Genomic DNA, 23,403 nt, shown 5'->3' with positions numbered 1-23,403 from the left:
CTTTTTTGATTTACGATGCTGCCGATTGATCCGTATTATATTTTTCTTCTGATTTTGCGACAATCATTGCGCAAATTGCATCACCAGAAATGTTTACAGCTGTTCTAGACATATCTAGAATACGGTCAATACCGATAATTAAAGCGATACCTTCTACTGGTAGATTTACTTGATTTAAAACCATTGTAAGCATTACAAGTCCAACACCAGGTACACCAGCAGTACCGATACTAGCTAGTACAGCAGTTAATACGACCATAGCTAATTGCGGTAATGTAAGTTCAACTCCGTATACTTGAGCGATAAATACAGTGGCTACTCCTTGCATAATGGCAGTACCATCCATATTAATAGTTGCCCCTAGTGGTTGTACAAATGAGCTTATCGCTTTTGGAACGCCAAGCTTATCTTGTGCTGTTTTCATTGCAAATGGAAGCGATGCATTAGAGCTAGATGTACTAAATCCAATTGCCATTACTGGTCCGAAATGTTTAAAGAAACGAACAATACTTTCTTTTGCTAATACCTTTAATAAGCCGCCATATACAAAGACCCCGTGAATAATGAGTACTAACATAACGACAATCATATACTTGAACATCGCAGCGACGCCTGCAAGCCCCATTTTACCAACGGATGAAGCGAGCAAACCGAATGTTCCAATTGGGGCTAATTTCATAACGAGATTAACAAGATACATCATTAATTCGTTGCCCTGTTCAAGTAATGAATGGATACCTTGAACTCGTTTTCCTAAAATAGCTATACCGAGTCCAATCAATACGGCAAAGGCAATGATTTGTAACATGTTTCCGTCAGCCATCGCTTTTGCTGGGTTATCTGGTACGATATTTAGCAATGTGTCGACGAAAGATGTTTCAGTTTTTGCACCTTCATACTTAAGACCTTCTGTTTTAAAATTACCGCCAGCTCCTGGCTTTATAATAAGTGCAAATGTAACCGCTATAGAGATGGCAACCGCAGTTGTTACGAGAAAGAATGAAATTGATTTTAAACCGATTCTTCCAAGTTGTTTCGGATCTCCAAGGCCGGCAGCACCAAGTACGATAGAAATGAACACAACAGGAACAACTAGCATTTTAATAAGTCGAATAAACAATTGACCAATTGGGTTGAACACATATTGATTTAGTGGCTCAAAGATAGATGGAGCAGCTAAATTTAGAGTGAGTCCAACAACTAGACCTAGAAATAATGCGATTAAGATTGCTTTTGTTTGTCTCAATAAAATCCCCCCTTTTGTTTTTGCGAAATTTCTTTCTAAAGTAATTATACCGAAAAAATACCTAATTTGACAATATTTTCTGAATTTTTATTTTTTTTAAGTGTAGATAGACAGATTTTGTGTTTGGAAAATAAAATAGACCATCACATAGGATGGTCAAGGGAAGGGGACAATTTATGTCAATTTAATTAGGGATGGAAGTTGCTTTAAGACACTGGGGAATGTCTTATAAATTAGGGAGGAACAACTTCGATACATATACTATAAAAGATAGGTGTGACTCTCATGTGAACATAGGGTGAAAGAGAGGGGGAGTTTTAAATAAAAGATAGAAAGACAAAAAAATAAGACCATCATATATAAGATGGTCAAGGAAGGGGACAATTTATGTCAATTTAATTAGGGATGGAAGCTGTTCAAAGACACTGGGGAATGTCTTATAAATTAGGGAGGAACAACTTCGATACATATACTATAAAAGGTAGATGTGACCTCTGTGTGAACATAGAGTGAAAGAGAGAGGGAGTTTTAAATAAAAGATAGAAAGACAAAAAAATAAGACCATCATATATAAGATGGTCAAGGAAGGGGACAATTTATGTCAATTTAATTAGGGATGGAAGCTGTTCAAAGACACTGGGGAATGTCTTATAAATTAGGGAGGAACAACTTCGATACATATACTATAAAAGGTGGATGTGACCTCTGTGTGAATATAGAGTGAAAGAGAGAGGGAGTTTTAAATAAAATGAAAATTTAATGAGTGTTTTTTGTTCATCCCCTGTTGATTATTAGCCTTAACCAATCGGGCGTTTATTGCCCACAAATAGCGGAATAAAAGATAGAGAAAACAAAAAAATAAGACCATCATATATAAGATGGTCAAGGAAGGGGACAATTTATGTCAATTTAATTAGGGATGGAAGCTATTCAAAGACACTGGGGAATGTCTTATAAATTAGGGAGGAACAGCTTCGATACATATACTATAAAAGGTGGATGTGACCTCTATGTGAACATAGAGTGAAAGATATGGGGATTTGAAAAATAGTACATATGAAATTGTTATTGCTAGCAATATTGAGTTAGGATATAGAGTTTTCCCAGCATAAAACGAAAAGGAATCTGAATATAAATAAAAGTTGTAATCTATGAAAAAAAGGATTATGCTCAACTATATTATGAGAATATAAGGTTTGTCCCAATTATTTAAGGGCTTTTAAAAAGCTTTTTATTGTATGAGGGGAAAGCTTCACTTTAATAAGGGAGTTAGTGATATGGACGTAACAAAAAAACAAGGGCTGTATAATCGTCTTATACGATTAAACCCACCACAAATATTAGCATTAGGCTTTTTCTGCTTAATTGTGGTTGGCGGTTTGTTATTAAAATTACCATTCGCAACGAAAGTACATATTAGTTGGGTAGATGCTTTCTTTACAGCAACGTCAGCAGCGACCGTAACTGGTTTGGGAGTAGTGGATACAGCAAGTACATTTACGATGTTTGGCGAAATTGTTATTATGTTTTTAATTCAAACAGGTGGTCTAGGTCTTATGACAATTGCCATTTTAATTGTTTGGGTACTAGGTAAAAAAATCGGATTACGCCATCGTTTATTAATTGGAGAAGCATTTAATCAAACAAATATAGGTGGTCTTGTAAAATTAGTAAAGCGTGTCTTTATATTTTCGATTTGTATTGAACTTATTGGGGTCATCTTTTTATCGTTTCGCTTTATTCCAGAGTTTGGTTTTGGAAAAGGTTTATATTATAGTATTTTTCATGTAATTGCATCTTATAATAATGCAGGATTTGCTTTATGGCCAGATAATTTAACAAGATATGTAGGGGATCCCATTATTAATATTGGGATTTGCTCTTTAATTGTAATTGGGGGACTCGGTTTTACCGTATTAATTGATATATGGTATAGCCGCAGTTTTCGAAAATTATCACTTCACTCAAAAATAATGATTATTGGAACAGTAGTGCTAAATGTTATAGCAATGATTGTAATTTTTGTATTGGAATATAATAATGTGAAGACGTTAGGGAATTTATCTTTAAATGAAAAACTATGGGCTTCCTTCTTTCAAGGTATTACTCCGCGGACAGCTGGATTTAATACGGTTGACTATGGAGGTATGGAAGAATCATCTATATTATTTACGATGATTTTAATGTTTATTGGTGCAGGAAGTGTATCGACAGGTGGAGGAATTAAATTAACGACGTTTGTTATCTTAATTACATCTGTCCTTTCTTTCTTTAGAAAAAAGGAGGAAATTGTTTTATTTCAGCGTACAATTAAAATGTCGACAGTAACGAGGGCCTTAGCGATTGCTGTTGCCAGTCAAATACTTATTTTAGCAGCGGTATTCATATTAATGCTTACAGAAAACTTCAGCTTTATTCAATTATTATTTGAGACAATATCAGCGTTTGGCACAGTCGGATTAACGATGGGAATTACTGCAAAGCTATCGGCATTCGGAAAATGTATTATTATGTTTGTTATGTTCTGCGGATTAATTGGACCATTAACACTTGTGTTCTCTTTAGCGCGACCAGCAAAACAAAAAATAAAATATCCATCGGAAGATGTGTTTACAGGATAAGGTATCCCGCGTTAAGCGAGATACCTTTTTCTTTTTTAGAACAGGGAGAACAATAGACCAATAAGTGCTACTCGGAATAAAATTGCGATAAGTGCAGCAATTCCACCGACAACTGCAGCGATACCGCCAGTTACAGTAGCTCCGCGATTATAAGCGTAAATACCGAGTAAAACAGAAACAAGACCAAATAGTGTTGGAAATGTAAATAGCGATAAGATAGATAGCGCAAGAGCGATAAAACCAGCAGTTGATCCAGCAGCGGACGATTTTACAACATCTTTATCGTCTTTATCATCGTAATCATAATCAATGCGTTGTGGTGCAACCTCAGCGGCGTACTCTTCTTTATAGTCACTATAATCACTATCTATTCTATCTTTTCTTTTATAATCATCAAATTTCTCAGTCAAAGTCATGACTCCTTTCATAACAAGGTTCAATAGTAGTATGTATCTCTTTTTCTTTTTTATCCCGCTATTTGTGGGAGTCGAGAAACGTGCACATCCCACTGATTAAAGTTTCACTATACCGGAGCATGTACAGGGAGTAGTATCTTTTAAAAGGAGGAAAATGTTTTCTTGAAATAGGAAAAGTTAGTATGACTTCCTCTATTTTGGAAAATATAAAAAGGAATAATGAGGAAAGGGTGCAATACATAATGGAACATCCAATTGAAAATTTAATGAAAACGGCAATGACAAATTTAAAAGAGATGGTAGATGTAAATACAATTGTTGGGAGCCCGGTTTCAACAGCTGACGGAAATGTAGTATTAACAGTATCTCAAGTGGCTTTTGGTTTTGGAGCTGGTGGAAGTGATTTTAAAGGGGATTTCATTACTGAAAAACATAACGGTGGGCAAAATCAGCATAAAGAGAACAAACAAGGGCATCCATTTGGAGGAGGAAGCGGGGCTGGGGTTTCCATTAGTCCAGTAGCTTTTTTAGTAGTTGGTTCTAATGGGGTGCAAGTATTACATCTCAACAGCAGTACACATTTAATTGAAAAGGCTTTAAATACTGTACCAAGCACTGTAGATAAATTTGTGAATGGTCGTCAAAAGTGAACTTGCATTTTTTAGGAATTATGATATATTAGAAAAAGTGCGCTTTAGGATGATCGGAATAATTGAAATGTAAATATATATGATGTGTGGAATAAGGGAGAGGAATTTATGATTAATATCAAAAACTTAGTAGTTGGCTTATTCATGTTAGTAAGCGGCTTTGTTGTATATGTAATAAAAGAAAAAGCTCCATTCTAAAACAGACAAACCGTTAATGTCTGTTTTTAATTTGCGGAAAAAAGTTGACAAGTTATTGTATTGGTGTTATAATTTTAATTCGTGTCTCGGTTACAGCTAGTGTAAAGTAAATATCTCTTATGAATGCAATACGAAAAGTTTGCGAAAGATCGGGTAATTTTATCAACAACTTTTGTGAACAAACCCTATAAATTGTATTTGTAAGCTATATATGTATACTAGTGAATCAAGGAGCGGTCAGTGGAACCGTAATGATGAGAGAGAGGTAGGGCTTTCATCCAGTATATGTTACTTTCCCGTTAGGTGAATATAAAAAAGAGGACTCCTTTTAAAAGGAGTCCTCTTTCATTTTTTAAGTGCGACTTTCAACTTGTTGACAAATTTCATCTGTTGTTAAACCGTGAGCTGTAATGACTGATCCTTTAATTGATGTATCTGCAATGCCCATCACATTAGAATCTTGCCCAGTTACAACGCAACAATCACACCCTTGTGCATCCTGTTCTGAGTTAAGTGTAACAACTTCATGACCTTGTTGCTGAAGAGCTTGTTGAACGTCTGTTAATGAGTTTTCAACGCCAATTCTAGCCATAATTCTCACCTCCCTACCATCTAATTGCTAGTATGCTCAAGTTCACTGCATATATTTATGAAAAGACGGTAGGAAGTAAATCTTTGTTTAGTCGTTATATACGCCAGTAAGCATTTGACTAACGAATTGATCGTTTAATAATGTATCTTGTGCTGAAGAAGTATTTGAATGGATGTCGATTGAAGCAATAAAATGATTATGTTCTTGCGTATTTGGTTCTACCTCTACGTAATTATCGAATTTACAAAAACCTTTCGTATCCATTAGATCAAATAATTGCAGCATTTCTACTACCTCTTGTCTCGTTCCTTTAATTTGTACACACGCCATATTTATTTCCTCCTTCATTTTGACAAATTGTTTTTTAAAAATAGGATTATGATTACGAAATGAAAAATATGAATGTTATTTTTAGACAGCGCTATTTTTGTTATTTTCCCCCTTTTTCAGCAAAAGTCGTTATATATTTCCGGATTTATAAAATCGGACGTCCGTTTATTGAATACAATAGATTCGTATCAATTGATGAAAATCCTTCTTTTAAACAAATATTTTTTTAGTGGAAATTGGCGAAAAAAATTTTTGACTTTTTGTAAACGTTAACAATGTTGTTAAATCAGTATAAGTAAAGAAGTACGTATGATTAAAAATTATAAATTTTCTAAAAATTCACTTGATTTATTTAGAAAGGAGAGTAAACTAGGAAACAATAAAAAATTCATAGAACATAGGAGGCGCTTCTAGTGAATGAGCAATGGATTTTCTTAAATGGAGAATTTGTTCCAAAAGATGAGGCAAAAGTTTCAGTATATGATCATGGCTATTTATATGGCGATGGAGTGTTTGAAGGAATTAGAGTTTATAGCGGTAATGTTTTCCGTTTGAGAGAGCATCTTGTCCGGTTGTATGAATCAGCAAAATCAATCCTTTTAGAAATTCCATATTCATTAGATGAAGTAACAAATATTGTTGTTGAGACGATTCGACAAAATAAATTATCTAATGGATACATTCGCCTTGTTGTATCAAGAGGAGCAGGAAATCTTGGATTGGATCCCGATTCATGTAAGAAGCCGAATGTAGTAGTAATTGCAGAACAATTATCTTTATTCCCACAAGAATATTATGAGAAAGGGATTCCAGTTGTAACAGTTGCAACGCGCCGAAATCGTCCCGATGTTTTATCCCCTCAAGTAAAATCTTTAAATTACTTAAACAATATTTTAGTTCGTATTGAAGCGAAATTAGCTGGAGTACAAGAAGCGCTTATGTTAAATGATCAAGGATATGTAGCTGAAGGATCAGGAGATAACGTGTTTATTGTTAAAGGAAATAAATTAATTACACCACCAAGTTCTGCTGGAGCGTTAGAAGGTATTACACGAAACGCCATTTTAGAAATCGGCGAAAAACTTGGGTATGACGTAAGAGAAGAGTTATTTACAAGACATGATGTATATGTAGCTGATGAAGTGTTTTTAACAGGAACAGCTGCTGAAGTGATTGCTGTTACGACAGTAGATGGTAGAACGATTGGCTTAGGGCAAACAGGTCCACATACGAACCGTTTATTAGAAGAGTTTCGTAAGTTAGTTGTAGAAGATGGAGAGAAAATTTACGAAGAAAATAAAGTTGGATAACAACTTTTTTAACATAAGAAAGCGTTGATAGGGAGGAGTAGTTGATTGTGAAGCCTCACAGAGAGTCGGTGGTTGCTGAAAACCGATGGTTCACGTCGACGAACATCGCCCTTGAGTGCTAAGCTAAAGCATTTGTCTAGGCTTAGACGGTAGCTCCGTTATTAGCTAGATCCATTTATGGATCACTGAGGCAAGAGTATTCTTGCAAAGAAGGGTGGTACCGCGAAATCTTTCGTCCCTTCAGCACATAGCTGGAGTGTGGACGTAGGATTTTTTTATTGTATAAAAGGTTGAAAAAGGGGGCTTATAAGAACAATGTCTTCAAAAACGGAAGAGAAACTGGAAACTGGTGCACAGCTATTGTTAGAAGCGCTAGAAAAGGAAGGCGTAGAAGTGATTTTCGGTTATCCGGGTGGTGCCGTTTTACCTCTCTATGATGCATTGTATGATTGTGAAATTCCGCATATTTTAACAAGGCATGAGCAAGGGGCAATTCACGCTGCTGAAGGGTATGCCAGAATTACAGGGAATCCAGGGGTTGTAATTGCAACGAGTGGACCAGGTGCTACAAATGTAATTACGGGTCTAGCTGATGCGATGATTGATTCATTGCCACTTGTAGTATTTACAGGCCAAGTAGCAACAACGTTAATTGGGAGCGATGCTTTTCAAGAGGCAGATATTATGGGACTTACGATGCCAGTGACAAAACATAACTATCAAGTGCGAAAGGCCTCAGATTTACCTCGAATTATTAAAGAAGCATTTCATATTGCTAAAACAGGAAGACCAGGACCAGTCGTTATTGACCTTCCGAAAGATATGGTAGTCGAGAAAGGTGAGCGATGTAGCAATGTACAAATGGATTTACCAGGATATAACCCTAATTATGAACCGAATCTACTTCAAATAAACAAATTACTCAAAGTAATTGAAACCGCAAAAAAACCGTTAATTTTAGCTGGAGCGGGTATATTGCATGCGAAAGCTTCGAAAGAATTGACAAGTTTTGCTCGTAAATATGAAATCCCTGTTGTGCATACATTACTTGGACTTGGTGGTTTTCCACCAGATGATGAACTATTTCTAGGGATGGGGGGAATGCACGGTTCTTATACAGCCAATATGGCATTATATGAATGCGACTTACTCATTAATATAGGCGCGAGATTTGATGATCGTCTTACTGGAAATTTAGCTTTTTTTGCTAAAGGGGCGACTGTTGCACATATCGATATTGATCCAGCAGAAATCGGGAAAAATGTGCCAACAGAGATTCCTATTGTTGCAAGTGCTAAGCAGGCGTTAGAAGTATTGCTTCAATCAGAAGGAAAGAAAGAAAATCATCATGAATGGCTCTTTTTATTAAAGAATAGAAAAGAAAAATATCCATTCTCTTATAAAAGAAATTCTGAAAGTATTAAACCTCAATATGCGATTGATATGCTATATGAAATTACGAAGGGAGAAGCGATTGTAACAACAGACGTTGGGCAACACCAAATGTGGGCAGCGCAATATTATCCACTGAAAAATCCAGATAAATGGGTAACTTCTGGTGGACTAGGAACGATGGGGTTCGGATTTCCAGCAGCAATCGGTGCGCAAATTGCAAAGCCTGAAGAATTAGTTATTGCAATTGTTGGTGATGCTGGGTTTCAAATGACTCTGCAAGAATTAAGTGTATTAAAAGAACACGCTTTACCCGTTAAAGTATTTATTTTAAATAATGAAGCTTTAGGAATGGTAAGACAATGGCAAGATGAATTTTACAATCAAAGATATTCACATTCTTTATTACCATGCCAACCAGATTTCGTCGCTCTTGCAAATGCATATGGCATAAAAGGTGTTCGTATTGACGATCCACTTCTTGCAAAGAAGCAAATCCAGCATGCGATCGAATTACAAGAGCCAGTCGTAATTGATTGTCGTGTACTTCAATCAGAGAAGGTTATGCCGATGGTTGCGCCAGGAAAAGGTGTTCACCAAATGGAGGGAGTGGAAAAAGGGTGAAGAGAATTGTTACAGCGACAGTTCGAAATCAAAGTGGTGTGTTAAACCGAATTACAGGGGTTATGACACGAAGACATTTTAATATTGAAAGTATTTCAGTAGGTCATACAGAATCATCAGATATATCGCGAATGACGATTGTTGTACACGTTGAAAGTGAACAGCAAGTGGAGCAGTTAATTAAACAACTGCATAAGCAAATTGATGTTCTGAAAGTATCAGATATTACAGAAGAAGCGATGATTGCTAGAGAGCTTGCTCTTATTAAAGTAGCAACTTCTGTAGCGAGGGCAGAATTATATAGTTTAATTGAACCGTTTCGAGCCGCTGTAATAGATGTTGGGAAGGATTCCATAGTTGTGCAAGTAACAGGTACGCAAGATAAAGTAGAAGCGTTAATTGAATTACTTCGTCCATACGGTTTGAAAGAAATTGCTAGAACAGGTGTAACAGCATTTACACGTAGTATGAAAAAACAAGATAAGCAAGTTATGTTAATTCAATAATCATTTAAATATAGGGGGAAATGAAAATGGCAAAAGTTTATTATGAGAAAGATGTAACAGTAAATGTATTAAAGGAAAAGAAAGTAGCAATCATCGGATATGGCTCGCAAGGTCATGCGCATGCGCAAAATTTACGTGATAACGGATTTGATGTAGTAGTAGGTTTAAGAAAAGGTAAGTCTTGGGATAAAGCGAATGAAGATGGGTTTTCTGTATATACAGTAGCAGAAGCTGCGGAAAAAGCTGATGTAGTAATGATTCTATTGCCTGATGAATTACAACCAGAAGTATATGAAGCTGAAATTGCACCAAATTTACAGGCTGGAAACTCTCTCGTGTTCGCACATGGATTTAATGTTCACTTTGATCAAGTAAAACCACCAGCTAATGTAGATGTATTTCTAGTAGCGCCAAAAGGACCAGGGCATCTCGTACGCCGTACGTTCGCCGAGGGCGGGGCTGTTCCTGCATTATTTGCAGTATATCAAGATGCAACAGGAGTTGCGACTGAAAAAGCACTTTCTTATGCTGACGGAATTGGAGCAACGAGAGCTGGTGTACTAGAAACGACGTTTAAAGAAGAAACAGAAACAGATTTGTTTGGAGAGCAAGCTGTACTTTGCGGCGGAGTGACTGCACTTGTAAAAGCAGGGTTTGAAACGTTAGTTGATGCGGGATATCAGCCTGAACTTGCATATTTTGAATGTTTACATGAATTGAAGCTAATCGTTGACCTTATGTACGAAGGTGGACTTGAAAATATGAGATATTCAGTTTCAGATACAGCGCAGTGGGGAGACTTCGTATCAGGACCACGCGTTGTGACTGAAGATACGAAGAAAGCGATGGGGGCAGTATTAGCAGAAATTCAAGATGGTACATTTGCAAGAGGGTGGATTGCAGAACATAAAGCAGGAAGACCAAATTTCCATGCGACAAATGAGAAAGAGAATAAACATGAAATCGAAGTAGTTGGACGTAAATTACGTGAAATGATGCCTTTCGTACAGCCGCGAGTAAAGGTAGGGGTTAAATAATATGAAGCAGGTTTTGTTCATGGATACAACGCTTCGTGATGGCGAACAATCACCAGGAGTAAATTTAAATGAACAAGAGAAATTACAAATTGCTAGGCAATTAGAGAGGCTTGGTATTCATGTAATGGAAGCTGGATTCGCGGCAGCTTCCGAAGGCGACTTCCAATCGGTAAAACGTATTGCGAATACAATTCAAAATGCTACGGTTATGAGTTTAGCTAGAGCGAAAGAAAGTGACATTCGAAGAGCATATGAAGCTGTGAAAGGCGCTGTATCTCCTCGTCTACACGTATTTCTAGCTACGAGTGATATTCATATGAAATATAAACTTTGTATGTCAAAAGAAGATGTGTTAAATAGTATTCATCGCTCGGTTACGCTCGGAAAATCATTATTTCCGACAGTACAATTTTCTGCAGAAGATGCGACAAGAACATCGAGAGCATTTTTAGCTGAAGCAGTAGAAATTGCGATTCGAGCAGGAGCGAATGTAATTAATATTCCGGATACAGTTGGATATACAAATCCGGAAGAGTATTATTCTCTTTTTAAATACTTACAAGAATCCGTTCCATCATATGAAAAAGCGATTTTTTCTTGTCATTGTCACGATGATCTTGGTATGGCAGTAGCAAATTCGTTAGCTGCGGTTGAAGGGGGAGCATTGCAAGTAGAAGGAACGATTAATGGCATTGGAGAAAGAGCAGGGAATGCAGCGTTAGAAGAAGTTGCGGTAGCTCTTCATATTAGAAAAGATTTTTATAAAGCAGAGCCTTCGATGACTTTAAAAGAAATTAAGGCGACGAGTATATTAGTAAGCAGGTTAACGGGTATGGTTGTACCGAAAAATAAAGCAATCGTTGGAGCGAATGCATTTGCTCATGAATCGGGCATCCACCAAGACGGGGTTTTAAAAGAAGTAACAACTTATGAAATTATCGAACCAGCGCTTATAGGAGAATCTCAAAATCTCTTTGTACTTGGGAAACACTCTGGCCGTCATGCGTTTACGGAAAAAATGAAAGAGCTTGGTTATGAATTTACAAATGAAGAGCGAGATGCGGCATTCGAAGCATTTAAAAAATTGGCTGATCGTAAAAAGGAAATTACTGAAGAAGATTTACGCGCACTTATGCTTGGTGAAGCAGCATTTGCAGCTCAGCAATATAACATTACGCAATTACAAGTGCATTTCGTATCAAATAGTACACAATGCGCAACAGTTGTGTTGAAGGATGAGGAAGGAAATGTATATGAAGATGCAGCCACTGGTTCTGGTAGTATTGAAGCGATATACAATGCGATTCAAAGAATTTTAGGATTAGAATGTGAATTGGCAGATTATCGCATACAATCTATTACACAAGGTCAAGATGCACTTGCTCACGTTCATGTTGAATTAAAAGAAGGTAGTCACCAAATATCAGGTTTCGGAGTTGCGCAAGACGTATTGGAAGCGTCGGCGAGAGCTTATGTCCATGCAGCAGGGAAATTAAAATCTCTTATAGCGCTTGTGAAATAAATAATTGATAGGTGAGAGAAGCTTTCCTCACCTATCAAATTAAAGTTCTGAAAATTCGGTTAAAAGGAGTGTTAAAAATGGAAAAACGTATCGTTTGTTTAGCTGGTGATGGTGTCGGTCCAGAAGTAATGGAGAGTGCGAAGGAAGTATTGCATATGGTAGAAAGGCTATATGGACATCATTTTCATTTGCAAGATGAGTACTTTGGTGGTGTTGCTATCGATTTAACTGGGCAACCATTACCACAGCGAACACTTGCCGCCTGTTTAGCGAGTGATGCGGTTTTACTTGGAGCAGTAGGTGGACCAAGGTGGGATAGTGCGAAAGAAAGGCCTGAGAAAGGATTATTAGCATTAAGAAAAGGACTCGGTGTATTTGCGAATGTTCGCCCTGTAACGGTAGAAAGTGCAACTGCACATTTATCACCATTAAAAAACGCTGATGAAATTGATTTCGTTGTCGTTCGTGAATTAACAGGCGGAATTTATTTTTCTTATCCGAAAGAGCGAACGGAAGAAGTGGCGACAGATACACTTACGTATCATCGCCATGAAATTGAACGTATCGTTTCGTATGCTTTTCAATTAGCAAATAAGCGGAAGAAAAAAGTAACATCTATTGATAAAGCGAATGTTTTAGAGTCTAGTAAATTATGGAGAACTGTGACAGAAGAAGTAGCACTTCGCTACCCAAATGTGGAAGTAGAACACATTTTAGTAGATGCAGCAGCTATGGAATTAATTCGGAATCCAGGAAGATTTGACGTTATTGTAACGGAAAATTTATTTGGTGATATTTTAAGTGATGAGGCTTCAGTATTAGCTGGATCATTAGGAATGCTTCCATCAGCAAGTCACGCTGAAAAGGGACCTTCATTATACGAGCCTATTCACGGATCAGCACCGGATATTGCGGGGAAAAATAAGGCGAATCCAATTGCGATGATGCGTTCTGTTGCAATGATGCTTGGGCAATCGTTCGGATTAACGAGAGAAGGATATGCAATTGAAGAAGCAGTTTCTGCAGTCCTTAAATCAGGGAAATGTACAGCAGATATCGGGGGGACTGAAACGACAACTTCATTTACAAAGGCAGTTATTCAAGAAATGGAAGAGCAAGCGTTAGTAGGGAGAGGGAGATAATGGGAAAAAGGTTACTAGATAAGCTTTGGGAAAGACATGTAGTTGCGACTAATGAAAATGGATTGGATTTATTATATATCGATCTACATCTTGTTCATGAAGTAACGTCACCGCAAGCCTTTGAAGGCTTGCGGCTTACAAATCGAACAGTCCGCAGACCAGATTTAACATTTGCAACGATGGATCATAATATTCCAACGAAAGATGTTTGGAATATTACCGACCGCATTGCGAAGCAGCAACTAGATACACTTCGGCAAAACTGTAAACAATTTCAGGTGCCATTAGCGGATATCGGAGATGAAGAGCAAGGGATCGTTCATGTAATAGGACCAGAACTTGGACTCACACAGCCAGGAAAAACGATTGTTTGTGGTGATAGTCATACAGCAACACACGGTGCTTTTGGCGCACTAGCGTTTGGTATTGGTACGAGTGAAGTGGAACATGTATTGGCAACGCAAACGTTATGGCAACGAAAGCCGAAAGCGATGGGCATTGAGTTAAAAGGGAAGTTACCGCAAGGTGTCTATGCGAAAGATATTATTTTACACCTTCTTTCAAAGTACGGAGTAGCAGTTGGAACAGGTTACGTAATGGAATTTTATGGAGAGGCCATTCATGCTATGGATATGGAAGAGAGGATGACGCTTTGCAATATGGCAATTGAAGGGGGAGCAAAGGCTGGCATTATTGCACCAGATGAAAAAACGTTTGCTTACGTAAAAGGGCGTAAATATGCACCGAAAGACTATGAATCTATTAAGAAAAAATGGTCAGAACTTTATACAGATTTAGATGCAGTTTATGATTTACATATTCTAGTAGATGTTACGGATTTAGCGCCGTACGTTACGTGGGGAACAAATCCTAGTATGGGTGTTCGGATCGATGAGAAATTGCCAGAAAAGCATGATGCAAATGATGAAAGAGCGTTTTCTTATATGGGATTGAGTCCCGGACAAAGTACGTATGACATTCCAGTTCAACATGTTTTCATTGGATCTTGTACAAATTCCAGGCTTTCTGACTTAGAAATTGCTGCATCTGTCGTGAAAGGTAAAAAAGTAAAAGAAGGTGTGCGAGCACTTGTTGTACCTGGATCTCAAAGGGTAAGAGAAGCAGCGATGCATAAAGGATTACATCGCATATTTGAAGAAGCTGGATTTGAATGGAGAGAGCCCGGATGCTCAATGTGTCTAGGTATGAATCCAGATCAAGTGCCTGAAGGAGAACATTGTGCCTCTACGTCCAATCGCAATTTTGAAGGAAGACAAGGAAAGGGAGCACGAACGCATTTAGTTAGCCCGGCAATGGCGGCAGCGGCTGCGTTATATGGTCATTTTGTTGATATTAGAAAGGAGAGTTATGATGGAGCCATTTCGTATTCATAAAGGTACTGCCGCAGTACTGATGAATGATAACATTGATACAGATCAAATTATTCCGAAGCAATATTTAAAGAGAATTGAAAGAACTGGGTTTGGGAAGTTTTTATTTGATGAGTGGCGATATGATAATAATCGCCAAGAAAACCCTAATTTCCCGCTTAATGCACAAGAAAGAAAAGGAGCCAGCATATTAATCACAGGTGATAATTTTGGATGTGGCTCGTCAAGAGAACATGCTCCATGGGCACTTGCTGATTATGGTTTCCGCGTTATTATCGCTGGAGGATTTGCCGATATCTTTTATATGAATTGTATGAAGAATGGCATGTTACCGATTGTAATGGATAAAGATATGCGTGAACAACTTGCTAAAACAGATGCGAGGGAACAAATTACAGTTGATTTAGAAAATGAAATAATGACAACGAATACGCATAGATTCCATTTTACGATCGAGAAAATGTGGAAAGAGAAGTTATTAAATGGTTTAGATGAAATTAGTATTACAATGCAATATGAACAAGAAATAAAAGAGTATGAAAGAAAAGTGGCTTTACATTAAAAAAAATGACGGAATATTAAAAATATATTTACATTCAAAATTAACTGTTATATACTATGTGAAAATCAGAGGAGAAAGGGAGTAAGTATTATGAATATCGTGCAATCTATTACAATGCTTACACAACTACATCATCATACATGAAACCCTTGAACTTAGCGTGAAAACGTGTAGGTACAAGGGTTATTCCCGTTGTACCTACACTCTACTGAAGAGCCTTGTAGGTATTTTGTCTACAAGGCTCTTTTTATTTTCGGCTTAGGGGAATGAAATAGGCATACATTAGAAGGGGAAAGGTGTGAAAATTTAGATGACAAAATGGAAACGAGCAAACCCGAATGGAACGAGAGATTATTTATTCGAAGAATGTACGTTAATTGAAGAAGTAGAACAAAAATTAAGGCTTACTTTTTTAGAGAGAGGTTATGAGGAAATAAGAACACCTACAATTGAATTTTATGATGTTTTTGCATTTCAAAATAGACCGATAGATGAAGAGAAGATGTATAAATTTTTTGATGAAAAGGGAAGGATTATCGTTTTACGTCCAGATATGACAATTCCTTTAGCGAGAGTTATTGGAACACAGAGATGGGATACGCCACTTAAAGTGACGTATAGCGGGAATGTATTTCGAGCGAATGAATCCCATTCTGGAAAATATAATGAAATCGTACAAAGTGGTATTGAAGTTATCGGGATTGATAATGTAAGAGCTGAAATTGAATGTGTAATAAGTGTCATTCAAGCACTTCAAAAGTTGAAGGTGCAATCTTTTACAATTGAGATTGGGCAAGTACAGTTATATAAATGTATTGTAAAAAAACTCTCCATCCAGGATGAAGAAGAAAGGGTACTTAGAACGTATATAGAAAGTAAAAATTATGCAGCCCTCTCAAATTTTATCGGAGAAAAGAAATTAGATCGATGCGATGAGACAGTAAGATTACTTGAGAAATTGCCAAGGCTATTTGGAAATTTAGAAGTTATTGAGGAAGCAGAAAAGCTTGCTTCAAGTAATGAAATGAAAATGGCAATTGCAAGAGTAAAAGAAATGTATGAAACAATTGAAATGTTAGGATATGGTTCTTACATATCAATTGATTTGGGCATGATTCAACACTTAGATTACTATACGGGTGTTATTTTCAAAGGATATATATATGAAATTGGAGAAGAAATCGTTAGTGGCGGAAGGTACGATGAGCTAATTGGGAATTTTGGAGAAATGCTGCCAGCTGTTGGACTCGCGGTACAAGTAAATCAAATTGTGAAGGCGCTGCAAGAGCAGCAAGAACCATATGAACGAAATCAAATTGATATTGTGATTCATTATGAGTTAAATAGATTAGCGGAAGCAGAAAGGCTACGAAATTTACTTCGAAAGGATGGGAAAAATGCTTGGTTATCTCTATTCTCTAATTTAAGCGATACCTTTCAATTTGCAAGAAAAAATAAAATAGGAACGGTCGTTGAGGCAAAGAATGAATACTTAGTGGAATATGTATGGAATGAGAAATGGGTAGTCCAGAAAGAAGGAGAGGCTTCATGCGTAACATTCAAATTGCGTTAACGAAAGGAAGATTAGAAAAACATGTCATTCCACTTTTTGAGCAGATTGGAATTGATTGTTCCGAGCTCAAAAATAAAGGTCGGAAGCTTGTATTTCAAAGTAAAAATACAAATGTTTCATTTATTTTAGTAAAAGCGATTGATGTTGCTACTTATGTAGAACATGGGGTAGCTGATATTGGCATCGTTGGAAAAGATATTTTAATGGAAAACGAGAAAGATATTTATGAAATGCTGGATTTAGGAGTGGGGATTTGTAAGTTTTGTGTTGCTTCTATTCCTACGTATAATCCGAAGAGTTACCGGAAGAAAAGAATCGCTACGAAATACCCCCATATTACTTCTACTTATTATCATGATAAGGGAGAGGATGTAGAAATTATTAAGATAGAAGGTTCTGTAGAAATCGCTCCTCTTCTTGGATTGGCAGATGCGATTGTAGATATTGTTGAAACAGGAAAAACATTACAAGAGAATGGACTCATTGTATTTGAGGAAATGTACTTTATATCGGCTCGGATGATTGTAAATAAGGCAGCCTTAAAAACTAAAAAAGACGAAATATTCAGCATTATAAATATGATGGAGCAAGAAATCTTATCAAGGAAATAGGAGGATTTAAAATGGAAATCATTTATGAAGAATTTAAGGAGGCATTATCTAAAATAAAAGTGCTAAGAGAAAACGCTAATATAATAGAAGAAACTGTTCAAAGAAGTGTAAGAGAAATCATTAGACATGTAAGGGAAGGGAAAGATGAGGCTTTATCTTTCTATACAAAAAAGTTTGATGGTGTAGAGATGAAAGATTTTCGTGTAAGTGAAGAAGAAATACAGCAAGCGAGTATGTTTGTAGAGAATTCATTTTTAGAAGCTTTAAAAGAGGCGAAGAAAAACGTTGTTTCGTATCACGAAAAGCAAAAGAAGCACTCAATATTCGATTGTGAAAGTAAAGGGATAATTAGAGGGCAACTCATTCGGCCGTTAGAAAATGTAGGTGTATATGTACCGGGTGGGACAGCCTCATATCCTTCTTCAGTATTAATGAATGTATTGCCGGCGAAACTCGCAGGTGTGAAAAAGATTGTAATGGTAACACCGCCGAGGAAAGGAGGAATTGATCCGCATATATTAGCTGCTGCAGATCTTGCGGGAGTAGATGAAATTTATACGATAGGTGGCGCACAAGCAATTGCTGCTTTAGCATACGGGACGGAATCGATTCCGAAAGTGGATAAAATAGTTGGACCGGGAAATTTGTACGTCGCTCTAGCGAAACGAGAAGTATACGGAATAGTAAATATCGATATGATTGCTGGTCCATCAGAAATTGTAGTTGTCGCGGATGAAACAGGTAATGCAAAATATATCGCAGCGGATTTATTATCGCAAGCAGAGCATGATGAGAGAGCAACGGCGATTTGTATTACAACGAATATAGAACTAGCTAAAGAAGTAGAAAAAGAGGTAGAAAGACAGTTAGAAACGTTACCAAGAAGTGAAATTGCACGTGAATCAATAAATAGAAATGGAGCCATCTTTATCGTTCCTTCTTTAGAGGAGGCGCTAAAGTTATCAAATGAAATTGCTCCAGAACATTTAGAGTTACATATAAAAGAACCGATGAATGCTCTAGATTATGTGAAACATGCAGGTTCTATTTTCCTTGGGTCATATGCACCTGAACCGCTCGGGGATTATTTAGCGGGACCGAATCATGTATTACCAACGAGCGGAACGGCAAGATTTTTTTCTCCGTTATCAGTCGATGATTTCGTGAAAAAATCAAGTTTTATTTCTTATACGGAGGAAGCATTAAAAAATGTACAGCATCATATTGTAGAGCTTGCAAATAAAGAAGGGTTACATGCACATGCGAGAGCAATCCAAATAAGGTTTGAGGAGGAACAATAATGCGTCAGTCCAGTCAAGTACGTGAGACGACAGAAACAAAAATTAAATTAAGTTTGCAGCTTGATGAAAGTACAAATGTATCTATTCAAACGAGGGTTGGTTTTTTCGATCATATGCTTACTTTATTTGCTAGACATGGAAGATTTGGATTGCAAGTTGAAGCAGAAGGTGATGTATTTGTCGATGCACATCACACCGTTGAAGATGTTGGAATTGTACTCGGAAATTGCTTGAAAGAAGCATTGCAAAACAAAGAGGGAATTAATCGTTACGGTTCTGCGTATGTACCGATGGATGAATCTTTAGGATTTGTCGCAATTGATATAAGTGGACGCTCATATTGTGTATTTCAAGGGGAATTAACAAATCCGAAGCTCGGGGATTTTGATACAGAATTGACGGAAGAATTTTTTAGAGCAGTTGCACATGCTGCCAATATTACATTACATGCGCGCGTTCTATACGGAAGTAATACACATCACAAAATTGAAGCATTATTTAAAGCTTTTGGTAGAGCGCTTAGAGAAGCGGTCGAAAAAAATGCCAACATTACTGGTGTAAATTCAACGAAAGGAATGTTGTAATTGATTGCCATTATAGATTATGGAATGGGGAATATTCGCAGTGTAGAGCAAGCATTAAAATATATTGGCGCAGAGTACATTGTAACGAGTGATAAAAAAGAGATATTGAGAAGCGATGGCGTGATTTTACCGGGAGTAGGTGCATTTCCGAAAGCGATGGACGTATTAGAAGAAAGAGATTTAGTGTGTGTACTAAAAGAAGTTTGTGACATAGGAAAACCACTCCTCGGTATATGTTTGGGTATGCAACTTTTATTTGAACGAAGTGAGGAACTAAAAGATTGTAGCGGGTTAGGTTTACTACCAGGGGAAATTCGTAAGTTAAAAGTTTCGTATAAAATTCCTCATATGGGATGGAATGAATTAAGGAAGGAAAGAGAATTTCCACTTTGGAATGGATTAGTGGATGGTTCTTTCGTGTATTATGTTCACTCATATTACGCGGATTGTCCAGATGAAATTGTATGCGGAGTAAGTGATTATGGAATGCAAGTACCAGGGTTTGTCGCGAAAGGAAATGTATTTGGTGCACAGTTTCATCCAGAAAAAAGTGGCGAAATTGGCATGCAAATATTGAAAAATTTTCAAGGGGTGGTAGAAGCATGGAAATCTTCCCAGCTATCGATTTAAAAGAAGGACGATGCGTTAGACTTTATCAAGGAGAGTTTAGTAAAGAAACGGTGATGAATGAAGATCCAGTAGCGCAGGCGATCATATTTGAAAAGCTTGGAGCGGAAATACTACACATTGTTGATTTAGACGGTGCAATTGCTGGCGAGTCTTTAAATTTGCCCGTCATTGAAAAAATCTGCAAGGCGGTATGTATTCCTGTGCAAGTGGGAGGAGGAATTCGTTCACTTGTAACGGTGGAGAAGTTATTGTCAGCAGGTGTAGAAAAAGTGATTTTAGGAACAGCAGCTCTTTATGATAAGTCATTTTTAGAGGAAGCAGTTCGTCTATATAACGAGAAAATCATTGTTGGAATTGATGCGAAAAATGGTTTCGTAGCAACGAGAGGTTGGCTTGATCTATCTGAAATTTCTTACGTTAGTTTAGCGAAACAAATGGAAAGTTTAGGTGTTCAAACGATTGTGTTTACAGACATTTCGAAAGACGGGACGCTTGCAGGTCCAAATTTTGAACAATTAGCGATACTTCAAAAAAGTGTGGGCATTCGTCTCATCGCCTCTGGAGGAGTGGCATCTATTCAAGATGTGAAAAAGTTAAATGATATGAATATATATGGTGTCATAATTGGAAAGGCGCTTTACGAGAAAACGATTGATTTAGAAGAAGTATTACAGGTAACAAAGTTATGTTAGCGAAACGAATTATTCCATGTCTAGATGTGAAAGAAGGGCGAGTCGTAAAGGGTGTAAATTTTATAGGATTACAAGATGTCGGTGATCCGGTTGAAATAGCTGAAGCATATAACGAGGCAGGGGCAGATGAAATCGTATTTTTAGATATTACGGCGACTCATGAAAGAAGAAAAACGATCATAGATGTTGTAGAAAAAACAGCAGCAAAAGTATTTATTCCTCTTACGGTTGGCGGGGGGATATCAAGTGTGAAAGATATGTACAATTTACTAAGAGCTGGGGCAGACAAAGTTTCAATAAACTCAGCGGCAGTGCGAAACCCGAAGTTAATAGAAGAAGGGGCAGAACACTTTGGATCACAATGTATTGTCGTGGCAATTGATGCTAGAAAAGTAGCAGAAGGTAAATGGAACGTATATGTCAACGGCGGAAGAGTTGACACAGGAATGGATGCCATAGAATGGGCGAAGCGTGTTGTTAAACTTGGGGCAGGTGAAATTTTGTTAACGAGTATGGATGCAGATGGAACGAAAAGCGGATATGACCTTCGTTTAACAGAAGAAATTTCAAAAAGTGTTTCTATTCCAGTCATCGCATCAGGGGGCTGTGGTCATACGAATCATATTATAGAAGTTTTTCAAAAGACAACAGTTGATGCAGCGTTAGCGGCATCCATCTTTCATTATGGTGAGGCGACAGTGCATAGTGTAAAGCGAAAATTAAGAGATGCAAATATTGAGGTGCGGTTATGAAACCTAATTTTTCAAAAGGATTAATACCGGCAATTGTCATCGAAGAAGGTACGAAAGACGTTTTAATGCTAGCTTATATGAATGAAGAAGCATATGAAAAAACGTTAGAGACGAAAAGAACATGGTTTTATTCTCGTTCTAGGCAGTCGTTATGGAATAAGGGGGAAACATCAGGGAATGTTCAATATGTACAATCTTTATATTTAGATTGTGATCAAGATTCAATTGTTGTGAATGTGAAACAAGTAGGACCTGCTTGTCATACGGGAGAGAAGACATGTTTTCACTATCAAATTATATAGGGGGATACATATGGAAAATGCCTTTAAGTTGCTGTATAAAACAATTGAAGAACGAAAGGGAAGCCCACTTCCTGAATCGTATACAAATTATTTATTTTCAAAAGGAGAAGATAAAATTTTAAAGAAAATTGGTGAAGAGTGTGCTGAAGTAATTATCGCATGTAAAAATAATGATAAAGAAGAAGTAGTGAAAGAAATGGTTGATGTATTTTATCACTGTTTCGTTTTATTAGCTGAAAAAAATATCGCATTGGAAGATGTCATGCGAGAGGTGAAAGAACGAAATGGAAAGCTTTCGAGAGTTGGGGATAGAAGGGAAATAGATACATTATAAGGGGGAATGTATATGAAAGTAGATTATCATCTTCACTTAGAAGAAGGACCGTATTCAATAGGATGGCTTGCTAAAATAAATGAAGCGTTGGAATGTTATGAACCGCTTCAAGAAAGGCATTCTATGGATTGGCTTATGAAAACACAAGAGCGTTTGCAAAAACGTGTGAAGGAAGGGCCATTTACAACAGAATGGATAGATCTATATTTAGAAGAAGCTGTGCGAAAAGGAATAAAAGAAGTGGGAATTGTTGATCATCTATATCGTTTTCATGAAGCGAAAGGATATTATGAAAAATATGTAGATATTAGTGATTCTAAGCGCGGTCGTATACAGAAAGAATGGTTAGATCAAGTAAGGGTAGTTTCACTGTATGATTTTACAAAGGCAATTGAAGAGGCGAAAGAACGATGGAGTAAAAGAGGTGTCACACTTAAACTTGGAATTGAAGCGGATTATTTTATTGGTTGTGAAGGAGAGTTAAAAGAATTATTAGCGCTAGGAGACTTTGATTATGTAATTGGCTCTGTTCATTTTCTAAATGGCTGGGGATTTGATAATCCAGATACGAAAGAATATTTTGAGGTGCATGACCTACGCGCATTATACGATACGTTTTTTAAAACAGTTGAGAGTGCGATTCGTACCGAGTTATTTGATATTATCGCTCATCTAGATAATATAAAGGTATTTAATTATCGATTGGATGAGAATGAACAGCTTTCTTATTATGAGGAAATTGCCTGTGCGTTAGTAGAAACGAATACGGCAACAGAAATAAATGCAGGATTGTACTATCGTTATCCTGTTCGTGAAATGTGCCCAAGTCCACTATATTTACAAGTATTAGCTAAGTATGGTGTTCCAATTACGATTTCTTCGGATGCCCATTATCCAAATGATTTAGGGAACTATGTACAAGAGAATGTACAAACATTACGAGCGCACGGTGTTACTCAGGTTGCAACATTTACGAAGCGAGCAAGAGTAATGAGGTCGCTTGAAGAAGAAGTAACAAATTCAAAATGAAACGCAATTTTTTGATGAAAACCACCCTTTTTGTTCAAAATAAGAAAGAATGAAAA

Annotated in this window: 25 protein-coding genes and 1 other annotated feature; of the genes, 21 read left to right on the top strand and 4 right to left on the bottom strand. The window is 37.1% G+C overall.

Going from position 1 to position 23,403, the window contains the following annotated elements; genetic code table 11:
• Positions 1 to 10: 10 nt before the first annotated feature.
• Positions 11 to 1,246, bottom strand: a complete 1,236-nt coding sequence (locus tag GBN91_RS08670) for a dicarboxylate/amino acid:cation symporter (RefSeq protein ID WP_086389294.1) — start codon at positions 1,244 to 1,246, stop codon at positions 11 to 13.
• A 1,277-nt stretch (positions 1,247 to 2,523) separates the two neighbouring features.
• Between GBN91_RS08670 and GBN91_RS08665 the strand changes: the two genes are divergently transcribed.
• Entirely contained in the window at positions 2,524 to 3,867 is a 1,344-nt protein-coding gene (locus GBN91_RS08665) for a TrkH family potassium uptake protein (RefSeq protein WP_000383526.1), read from the top strand.
• A 35-nt stretch (positions 3,868 to 3,902) separates the two neighbouring features.
• On the opposite strand, the gene GBN91_RS08660 is transcribed toward GBN91_RS08665, so the two are convergent.
• Positions 3,903 to 4,277 (bottom strand): hypothetical protein, encoded by a 375-nt coding sequence (locus GBN91_RS08660; protein WP_000136541.1) that lies wholly within the window; start codon positions 4,275 to 4,277, stop codon positions 3,903 to 3,905.
• A gap of 188 nt (positions 4,278 to 4,465) precedes the next feature.
• On the opposite strand from GBN91_RS08660, the gene ytfJ reads away from it, so the two are divergent.
• Positions 4,466 to 4,933 carry a GerW family sporulation protein gene (gene ytfJ / locus GBN91_RS08655; RefSeq protein WP_000204234.1) on the top strand — a complete coding sequence of 156 codons (468 nt, stop codon included), beginning with the start codon at positions 4,466 to 4,468 and terminating at the stop codon, positions 4,931 to 4,933.
• Positions 4,934 to 5,041: 108 nt separating this feature from the next.
• Positions 5,042 to 5,131 carry a hypothetical protein gene (locus GBN91_RS08650; protein WP_000608227.1) on the top strand — a complete coding sequence of 30 codons (90 nt, stop codon included), beginning with the start codon at positions 5,042 to 5,044 and terminating at the stop codon, positions 5,129 to 5,131.
• Positions 5,132 to 5,483: 352 nt separating this feature from the next.
• On the opposite strand, the gene GBN91_RS08645 is transcribed toward GBN91_RS08650, so the two are convergent.
• Both GBN91_RS08645 and GBN91_RS08640 read right to left on the bottom strand, forming a co-directional pair.
• The gene (locus GBN91_RS08645) at positions 5,484 to 5,723 is read right to left on the bottom strand and encodes a YkuS family protein (protein ID WP_000101022.1); all 240 of its coding nucleotides are present in this window, start codon (positions 5,721 to 5,723) and stop codon (positions 5,484 to 5,486) included.
• 87 nt (positions 5,724 to 5,810) lie between these two features.
• Positions 5,811 to 6,053: a DUF3911 family protein gene (locus GBN91_RS08640; protein WP_000752513.1), complete on the bottom strand. Its 243-nt coding sequence runs from the start codon at positions 6,051 to 6,053 to the stop codon at positions 5,811 to 5,813.
• A gap of 413 nt (positions 6,054 to 6,466) precedes the next feature.
• Between GBN91_RS08640 and ilvE the strand changes: the two genes are divergently transcribed.
• From ilvE to GBN91_RS08550, 18 genes are all read left to right on the top strand, one after another.
• The gene (ilvE, locus tag GBN91_RS08635; protein ID WP_001005486.1) at positions 6,467 to 7,363 is read left to right on the top strand and encodes a branched-chain-amino-acid transaminase; all 897 of its coding nucleotides are present in this window, start codon (positions 6,467 to 6,469) and stop codon (positions 7,361 to 7,363) included.
• Positions 7,364 to 7,378: 15 nt separating this feature from the next.
• Positions 7,379 to 7,606 (top strand) — a binding site (T-box leader).
• Between the two features lie 72 nt (positions 7,607 to 7,678).
• Entirely contained in the window at positions 7,679 to 9,379 is a 1,701-nt protein-coding gene (gene ilvB / locus GBN91_RS08630; RefSeq protein WP_000095876.1) for an acetolactate synthase large subunit, read from the top strand.
• Positions 9,376 to 9,885, top strand: coding sequence for an acetolactate synthase small subunit (gene ilvN / locus GBN91_RS08625; RefSeq protein ID WP_000822952.1), 510 nt, complete (start codon positions 9,376 to 9,378; stop codon positions 9,883 to 9,885). The genes ilvB and ilvN overlap by 4 nt, the downstream gene beginning before the upstream one ends.
• A 26-nt stretch (positions 9,886 to 9,911) precedes the next feature.
• Positions 9,912 to 10,922: a ketol-acid reductoisomerase gene (gene ilvC / locus GBN91_RS08620; RefSeq protein WP_001151741.1), complete on the top strand. Its 1,011-nt coding sequence runs from the start codon at positions 9,912 to 9,914 to the stop codon at positions 10,920 to 10,922.
• 1 nt (position 10,923) lies between these two features.
• Complete coding sequence (gene leuA / locus GBN91_RS08615; protein ID WP_000815753.1) at positions 10,924 to 12,444, top strand: 2-isopropylmalate synthase; 1,521 nt, start codon at positions 10,924 to 10,926, stop codon at positions 12,442 to 12,444.
• A 77-nt stretch (positions 12,445 to 12,521) separates the two neighbouring features.
• Complete coding sequence (gene leuB / locus GBN91_RS08610) at positions 12,522 to 13,586, top strand: 3-isopropylmalate dehydrogenase (protein ID WP_000415384.1); 1,065 nt, start codon at positions 12,522 to 12,524, stop codon at positions 13,584 to 13,586.
• Positions 13,586 to 14,980, top strand: coding sequence for a 3-isopropylmalate dehydratase large subunit (gene leuC, locus GBN91_RS08605; protein WP_000518111.1), 1,395 nt, complete (start codon positions 13,586 to 13,588; stop codon positions 14,978 to 14,980). The genes leuB and leuC overlap by 1 nt, the downstream gene beginning before the upstream one ends.
• Positions 14,958 to 15,539, top strand: a complete 582-nt coding sequence (gene leuD / locus GBN91_RS08600; protein ID WP_000433189.1) for a 3-isopropylmalate dehydratase small subunit — start codon at positions 14,958 to 14,960, stop codon at positions 15,537 to 15,539. Before leuC ends, leuD begins: the two co-directional genes overlap by 23 nt.
• A gap of 310 nt (positions 15,540 to 15,849) precedes the next feature.
• Positions 15,850 to 17,112, top strand: coding sequence for an ATP phosphoribosyltransferase regulatory subunit (locus GBN91_RS08595; RefSeq protein WP_000170296.1), 1,263 nt, complete (start codon positions 15,850 to 15,852; stop codon positions 17,110 to 17,112).
• Complete coding sequence (hisG, locus tag GBN91_RS08590; protein ID WP_001244488.1) at positions 17,088 to 17,723, top strand: ATP phosphoribosyltransferase; 636 nt, start codon at positions 17,088 to 17,090, stop codon at positions 17,721 to 17,723. Before GBN91_RS08595 ends, hisG begins: the two co-directional genes overlap by 25 nt.
• Before the next feature lie 11 nt (positions 17,724 to 17,734).
• Positions 17,735 to 19,024 carry a histidinol dehydrogenase gene (gene hisD, locus GBN91_RS08585; RefSeq protein ID WP_000402930.1) on the top strand — a complete coding sequence of 430 codons (1,290 nt, stop codon included), beginning with the start codon at positions 17,735 to 17,737 and terminating at the stop codon, positions 19,022 to 19,024.
• Positions 19,024 to 19,608 carry an imidazoleglycerol-phosphate dehydratase HisB gene (hisB, locus tag GBN91_RS08580; protein WP_001249960.1) on the top strand — a complete coding sequence of 195 codons (585 nt, stop codon included), beginning with the start codon at positions 19,024 to 19,026 and terminating at the stop codon, positions 19,606 to 19,608. The genes hisD and hisB overlap by 1 nt, the downstream gene beginning before the upstream one ends.
• Positions 19,609 to 20,238: an imidazole glycerol phosphate synthase subunit HisH gene (gene hisH, locus GBN91_RS08575; RefSeq protein WP_000560360.1), complete on the top strand. Its 630-nt coding sequence runs from the start codon at positions 19,609 to 19,611 to the stop codon at positions 20,236 to 20,238.
• The gene (hisA, locus tag GBN91_RS08570; protein ID WP_152121389.1) at positions 20,211 to 20,930 is read left to right on the top strand and encodes a 1-(5-phosphoribosyl)-5-[(5-phosphoribosylamino)methylideneamino]imidazole-4-carboxamide isomerase; all 720 of its coding nucleotides are present in this window, start codon (positions 20,211 to 20,213) and stop codon (positions 20,928 to 20,930) included. The genes hisH and hisA overlap by 28 nt, the downstream gene beginning before the upstream one ends.
• The gene (gene hisF / locus GBN91_RS08565; protein ID WP_152121388.1) at positions 20,924 to 21,682 is read left to right on the top strand and encodes an imidazole glycerol phosphate synthase subunit HisF; all 759 of its coding nucleotides are present in this window, start codon (positions 20,924 to 20,926) and stop codon (positions 21,680 to 21,682) included. Before hisA ends, hisF begins: the two co-directional genes overlap by 7 nt.
• The gene (gene hisI, locus GBN91_RS08560) at positions 21,679 to 21,984 is read left to right on the top strand and encodes a phosphoribosyl-AMP cyclohydrolase (protein ID WP_000803955.1); all 306 of its coding nucleotides are present in this window, start codon (positions 21,679 to 21,681) and stop codon (positions 21,982 to 21,984) included. Before hisF ends, hisI begins: the two co-directional genes overlap by 4 nt.
• Positions 21,985 to 21,994: 10 nt before the next feature.
• Positions 21,995 to 22,318 (top strand): phosphoribosyl-ATP diphosphatase, encoded by a 324-nt coding sequence (gene hisE / locus GBN91_RS08555; protein ID WP_000426358.1) that lies wholly within the window; start codon positions 21,995 to 21,997, stop codon positions 22,316 to 22,318.
• Positions 22,319 to 22,330: 12 nt separating this feature from the next.
• Complete coding sequence (locus tag GBN91_RS08550; RefSeq protein WP_152121387.1) at positions 22,331 to 23,347, top strand: histidinol phosphate phosphatase domain-containing protein; 1,017 nt, start codon at positions 22,331 to 22,333, stop codon at positions 23,345 to 23,347.
• The last annotated feature ends 56 nt before the right edge of the window (positions 23,348 to 23,403 follow it).

This window comes from Bacillus sp. B1-WWTP-T-0.5-Post-4 (assembly GCF_009183795.1).
In the GTDB taxonomy this organism is placed as follows: domain Bacteria; phylum Bacillota; class Bacilli; order Bacillales; family Bacillaceae_G; genus Bacillus_A; species Bacillus_A cereus.
This window is presented reverse-complemented; position numbering and strand designations above follow the sequence as displayed.

Coding starts and splice junctions, on each gene's coding strand:
- GBN91_RS08665 (WP_000383526.1), top strand. CDS start 2,524: ATGGACGTAACAAAAAAACAAGGGCTGTATAATCGTCTTATACGATTA.
- ytfJ (WP_000204234.1), top strand. CDS start 4,466: ATGACTTCCTCTATTTTGGAAAATATAAAAAGGAATAATGAGGAAAGG.
- GBN91_RS08650 (WP_000608227.1), top strand. CDS start 5,042: ATGATTAATATCAAAAACTTAGTAGTTGGCTTATTCATGTTAGTAAGC.
- GBN91_RS08645 (WP_000101022.1), bottom strand. CDS start 5,723: ATGGCTAGAATTGGCGTTGAAAACTCATTAACAGACGTTCAACAAGCT.
- GBN91_RS08640 (WP_000752513.1), bottom strand. CDS start 6,053: ATGGCGTGTGTACAAATTAAAGGAACGAGACAAGAGGTAGTAGAAATG.
- ilvB (WP_000095876.1), top strand. CDS start 7,679: ATGTCTTCAAAAACGGAAGAGAAACTGGAAACTGGTGCACAGCTATTG.
- ilvC (WP_001151741.1), top strand. CDS start 9,912: ATGGCAAAAGTTTATTATGAGAAAGATGTAACAGTAAATGTATTAAAG.
- leuA (WP_000815753.1), top strand. CDS start 10,924: ATGAAGCAGGTTTTGTTCATGGATACAACGCTTCGTGATGGCGAACAA.
- leuB (WP_000415384.1), top strand. CDS start 12,522: ATGGAAAAACGTATCGTTTGTTTAGCTGGTGATGGTGTCGGTCCAGAA.
- leuC (WP_000518111.1), top strand. CDS start 13,586: ATGGGAAAAAGGTTACTAGATAAGCTTTGGGAAAGACATGTAGTTGCG.
- leuD (WP_000433189.1), top strand. CDS start 14,958: ATGGAGCCATTTCGTATTCATAAAGGTACTGCCGCAGTACTGATGAAT.
- GBN91_RS08595 (WP_000170296.1), top strand. CDS start 15,850: ATGACAAAATGGAAACGAGCAAACCCGAATGGAACGAGAGATTATTTA.
- hisG (WP_001244488.1), top strand. CDS start 17,088: ATGCGTAACATTCAAATTGCGTTAACGAAAGGAAGATTAGAAAAACAT.
- hisD (WP_000402930.1), top strand. CDS start 17,735: ATGGAAATCATTTATGAAGAATTTAAGGAGGCATTATCTAAAATAAAA.
- hisB (WP_001249960.1), top strand. CDS start 19,024: ATGCGTCAGTCCAGTCAAGTACGTGAGACGACAGAAACAAAAATTAAA.
- hisA (WP_152121389.1), top strand. CDS start 20,211: ATGGAAATCTTCCCAGCTATCGATTTAAAAGAAGGACGATGCGTTAGA.
- hisF (WP_152121388.1), top strand. CDS start 20,924: ATGTTAGCGAAACGAATTATTCCATGTCTAGATGTGAAAGAAGGGCGA.
- hisI (WP_000803955.1), top strand. CDS start 21,679: ATGAAACCTAATTTTTCAAAAGGATTAATACCGGCAATTGTCATCGAA.
- hisE (WP_000426358.1), top strand. CDS start 21,995: ATGGAAAATGCCTTTAAGTTGCTGTATAAAACAATTGAAGAACGAAAG.
- GBN91_RS08550 (WP_152121387.1), top strand. CDS start 22,331: ATGAAAGTAGATTATCATCTTCACTTAGAAGAAGGACCGTATTCAATA.